Annotated in this window: 6 protein-coding genes; 5 read left to right on the forward strand and 1 reads right to left on the reverse strand. The window is 47.9% G+C overall.

What is annotated here, in order from left to right; all coding sequences use genetic code 11:
- Positions 1 to 182: 182 nt before the first annotated feature.
- Positions 183 to 893 carry an IS6 family transposase gene (locus H6F80_RS08740; RefSeq protein ID WP_190791189.1) on the forward strand — a complete coding sequence of 237 codons (711 nt, stop codon included), beginning with the start codon at positions 183 to 185 and terminating at the stop codon, positions 891 to 893.
- Positions 894 to 923: 30 nt separating this feature from the next.
- Here the strand turns inward: H6F80_RS08740 and H6F80_RS31225 are convergent, their stop codons facing one another.
- Positions 924 to 1124, reverse strand: a complete 201-nt coding sequence (locus H6F80_RS31225; RefSeq protein WP_206755053.1) for a transposase — start codon at positions 1122 to 1124, stop codon at positions 924 to 926.
- 320 nt (positions 1125 to 1444) lie between these two features.
- Here H6F80_RS31225 and H6F80_RS08750 point away from each other — a divergent pair, with 320 nt between their 5' ends.
- The 4 genes from H6F80_RS08750 to H6F80_RS30720 all read left to right on the forward strand — a co-directional run.
- Entirely contained in the window at positions 1445 to 2521 is a 1077-nt protein-coding gene (locus tag H6F80_RS08750) for an IS4 family transposase (protein ID WP_242067240.1), read from the forward strand.
- A 431-nt stretch (positions 2522 to 2952) separates the two neighbouring features.
- A complete protein-coding gene (locus H6F80_RS08755; protein WP_190791192.1) occupies positions 2953 to 3621 on the forward strand; it encodes an adenylate/guanylate cyclase domain-containing protein in 669 nt (222 codons plus the stop codon).
- A gap of 89 nt (positions 3622 to 3710) precedes the next feature.
- The gene (locus H6F80_RS08760) at positions 3711 to 4049 is read left to right on the forward strand and encodes a DDE-type integrase/transposase/recombinase (RefSeq protein ID WP_190791193.1); all 339 of its coding nucleotides are present in this window, start codon (positions 3711 to 3713) and stop codon (positions 4047 to 4049) included.
- A partial coding sequence (locus H6F80_RS30720; protein ID WP_190791194.1) for a DDE-type integrase/transposase/recombinase occupies positions 4033 to 4247 on the forward strand: 215 nt, incomplete at its 3' end. The genes H6F80_RS08760 and H6F80_RS30720, both read left to right, overlap by 17 nt.

Below are 4247 nucleotides of genomic sequence, written 5' to 3' on the forward strand. Positions count from 1 at the left end.
TACAGTTATCTAAGTACATTTTTCCCATCAAGCTGCCGCAAACAAAAGAAGTACCAAAGCAAATCCTTGAATCATTTGCAGCGATGGGCGTCTTTTCTGGTTACAAGGAGACTTAACGGTTGTGTCGCAAAAACTAGGGAATGGTAAGGTAAGCAGGACTAAACTCTCCTCACAATCTTCCGATGTCTACTGCTTCTCTATTCAAGTGGCGGCACTTTTTGCCTGAGATCATCCTGCTGAATGTGCGGTGGTATTGCCGTTACTCTCTCAGCTATCGAAACTTGGAGGAAATGATGCAGGAGCGAGGAGTGGAGGTGGATTACTCGACGATCAATCGCTGGGTGTTGAAATACTCGCCAGAACTGGACAAACGGGTTCGACTGCACTTGAAGCCCACAAATGATTCCTGGCGCGTGGATGAGACTTACATCAAAATCAAGGATATGTGGAAATATCTGTATCGTGCAGTCGATTCGCAGGGGAATACCCTCGACTTTATGCTGAGCGCCAAGCGAGACAGCAAGGCAGCAGCAAGATTTTTTCGCAAGGTGCTCAAAGCACAGCACACTGTGGCTCCACGAGTGATTAATGTGGATAAGAATGCGGCTTATCCAATGGCAATGGAAGCCCTGAAGGATGATGAGACAATCGCGCAGGAGACCAAGTTACGGCAGGTGAAATACCTGAACAATAGAGTTGAGCAAGACCACAGGAACATCAAGCGGATTACCAGACCCATGATGGGATTCAAGTCATTCAATAGCGCAAGGAGAACCCTGAGGGCGATTGAGGCAATGAATATGATCAGAAAAGGACAAGTGAAAGGCATTGAGAAAGGGAGCAGTGTCTCTCAAGCAAAATTTATTGAATCGACCTTTGGAATTGCTGCTTAAAGGAATACAAACGATACTGAGCGGTTGTCCTTAATAAGTTTTTGCGACACAACCGGTCTTAGAGCTTTTTCGTTTTCCACCCGTGATGCGGCTCCCTAGACACAGCCCTAACCAGGAAGCAAAATGCTTGGCGGAGGGAAACCGGGATGGGTCTAAACCCAGTTCTGACAGCAGCGTTAGCATTGTTAATCCGCTAAAGTCATCTACTGGAGTATAATCCACTCCACTCATGCGATACAGATGGGTTCGTAAGTCAAACGTGGGAATATTCCTGGATTGCTTTTTGCCCCGTCGTTTTGCGGGGGTAGTGGAGAGATTGCAACATCTACTCGCTCAGAAAAACGAGCTGCCCATCTTGCTGTACATGGGTGAAACGGCTCAGAGGGTGACAACGAGGCTAGAAGGTAAGCCTGGCGGCAGACAGAGGCAACCCAAAGCCGAAAAAATAGGGTGAATCCGACGAATCACACTCAATTGTAAAAATGTTGCCTTCATTTTATCAGGCTTGTTTACAAGCGCAACTGAGTTCAATTCAATTCATCACCGTGAAGATGCTGGTTGCCCTCCTACAGCGGGAACGCAATGTCAGTATGGAACGATTAGCGACCTTGTTTGCCCAACCCATTCAATTTGAAAGTCGCCGTCGCAATCTCCAGCGATTTCTACAACTGCCGCAGTTGAATCTCAAAGCCTTGTGGTTTCCCATTCTCACATATTGGCTGAAGCAGCATTTCCATCGAGGGCAAGACGTGTACTTGGTGATTGACCGCACCCAATGGAAACACCATAATCTGCTGATGGTCAGCGTGGTTTACCACAAGCGAGCCATTCCTGTGTTCTGGCATTGCCTTGACCATTGTGGTTTAAGTTCACTTTCAGAGCAACAACGGGTGTTGCGTCCGGTGTTTGCCTTAATGAAAAGCTATCAGTGTACGGTGCTGGGAGACCGGGAGTTTCACAGCGTTGCCCTTGCCGATTGGCTGCGCCAACAAGGGGTCAAGTTTGTGCTGCGCTTGCCCAAAAGCACGACGGTTAAATCCCATTGCGATGCCGAAATTGAACGCCTCGACGAATTGCTCCAGTTTCCGGGCATTGCCTGCTTCGAGGTGCAGGTGCAGGTGACGCAACAACAAGGCTTTGGTCGCTTCAATCTCGTCACGCGCTGGAAAAGAGTTTACCGACACTCAAAAGCCAATCAAGTGTGGTACTTGTTGACCAATCTCAACGATCTCGATGCTGCCTTGAGCAGCTACGCCAAACGGTTTTCGATTGAGCCGATGTTCAAAGATTTCAAAACGGGCGGCTACAATCTGGAAAATTGTCGCGCCACTGGGCAACGATTTCTCGCTTTAGTGCTGCTGGTGTCGATTGCCTACACGCTCACAACCGAGCAAGGCAAGCGCATCCGTCGCAAGCAAATCCAGCACTACATTGGACGAGTGAAAGAACCCAACCGAGCGCAAAAACGACACAGTAATTTTTGGATTGGGTTGTATGGGCAGTTATGGATTGCATCAATGGATTTGTGGTTTACTTGGGCAGAAGAACTGATGCACCTCAAGCCGCAAAAACGCCGCTTTTTCCGACAAGGATTGAGAGCGATGAGCTTGATCCACTCTGTTCTCTAGCTCCTCTGTCACCCCGTGAGGTGAAACGGTTAAGTTAGGTCAACGTTGGAAGGGGGAGTATGGCTGCAAATGGTATTTGGACCACTACTGCTCTGCTAACTCCTTGCACAAGATCAAGACTGCAATGGGAATTGCCTTCTGGTCGCATATTCCGGCTGCAACTCTTCCCCGGCAAGCAATTGAGCCAAATTTGATCTATAACTAGCGATCGTTCTTCAACACAGAAAACTGGGTGTTCTGGGGTACTCCGTTTGTTCCACCCAAGCAGGGGTAGGGAGAGGAAAGGATGGAGGCAGTCGTTCTCACCCTAATCCCAAGCATTAAGCCAAGTTCAGAAACCAGAGTTTCTTCTTCAACGAGCAGATCAAGGTAGCCCTTGGGCACTCTCTTGTCTAGGTGATCTAGATAGACAATTTTCTTTCTCTGAACTAATGCTTAACATCCCCTCGAACAATCATAAGACTGATGTATTGTTGAACTCCCGCGCGAATTTGCAGCGCCTACTGCGTCAAATTATTGAATACCCTAACCGCAGCGCAGAGACCACTGAAATCATTGAGAATATCTTTAGCGACAATAAAGTCATTCTGGTGCTCGATATGAGCGGCTTCTCTCGCACAACTCAACAATTCGGGATTATTTCTTTCCTATTGATGATTCATCAAATGCGCTCGATTTGTGAACCTTGCATTGAGCAGAACAGAGGAATCTTAGTCAAGGCTGAGGCTGATAACCTATTCTGCTTATTCGATAAAGTGATTGACGCAGTGACCGCAAGCCAGGAGATGAACGATTGCCTCAACGCTGCAAACGCTGTGTTACCAGCAGAACAGCATCTATACGCATCCTTTGGAATAGGGTATGGAAAGATACTCAATATTGCCAATGAAGATATATTTGGGAATGAAGTGAACCTGGCAAGTAAGTTAGGGGAAGATATCGCAGGTCGGGAGGAAATATTACTGAGTTCATCTGCAAGAGCTGAGCTTGGAGAATCAGGTATTGGCACACGCGAAGAAAATGTAAGTATTTCTGGGATATTGCTTACCTATTACAGGGTGGAGGGATATACATTACCTATCCCTACCCGGCAGGGGTAGCAAGAACTAGGAGGCGATCGATTTGGTTGTGTCGCGAAAACCAGTGGAGGATAAGGTAGACAAGCCCAATCTTCCTTTCTCTTCCTCCGATGTCCACACCTTCTCTATTTCAATGGCGACATTTCTTGCCCGACGTCATCTTGCTTAGTGTGCGATGGTACTGTCGATACGCCTTATCCTATTGGGACTTAGAAGAGAGGATGGCAGAACGGGGAGTAGAAGTGGATCATTCGACGATCCATTGGTGGGGGTTGAGCGATGCCCTGGGACTGGACAAACGAGGTCGACCGCACTTGAGCGGAACGAACGATTCCTGGCGGGTGGATGAGACGTACATCCAAGCGAAAGGAGTGTGGAAATATTTTTACCAAGCCGTAGATTTAATGGGCAACACGCTCGACTTCATACTGAGTGCGCTCGCGAGATGACAAGGCAGCCGCAAGATTTTTCCGCAAAGTTCTAAAAGCGACTCATCCTCAAGCGCTGCGAGTAATTACGGTGGACAAGAACGTTGCCTACCCAGGAGCAGTCGAAGCCTTGAAAGGCGATGAAACGCTCACAGCAGAGACGGAATTACGGCAGAGCAAGTACCTGAATAACATCATCGAGCAGGATCACCGCAACAT

Origin of the sequence: Leptolyngbya sp. FACHB-711, assembly GCF_014695615.1 — a bacterium.
Classification (GTDB): domain Bacteria; phylum Cyanobacteriota; class Cyanobacteriia; order Elainellales; family Elainellaceae; genus Leptolyngbya_A.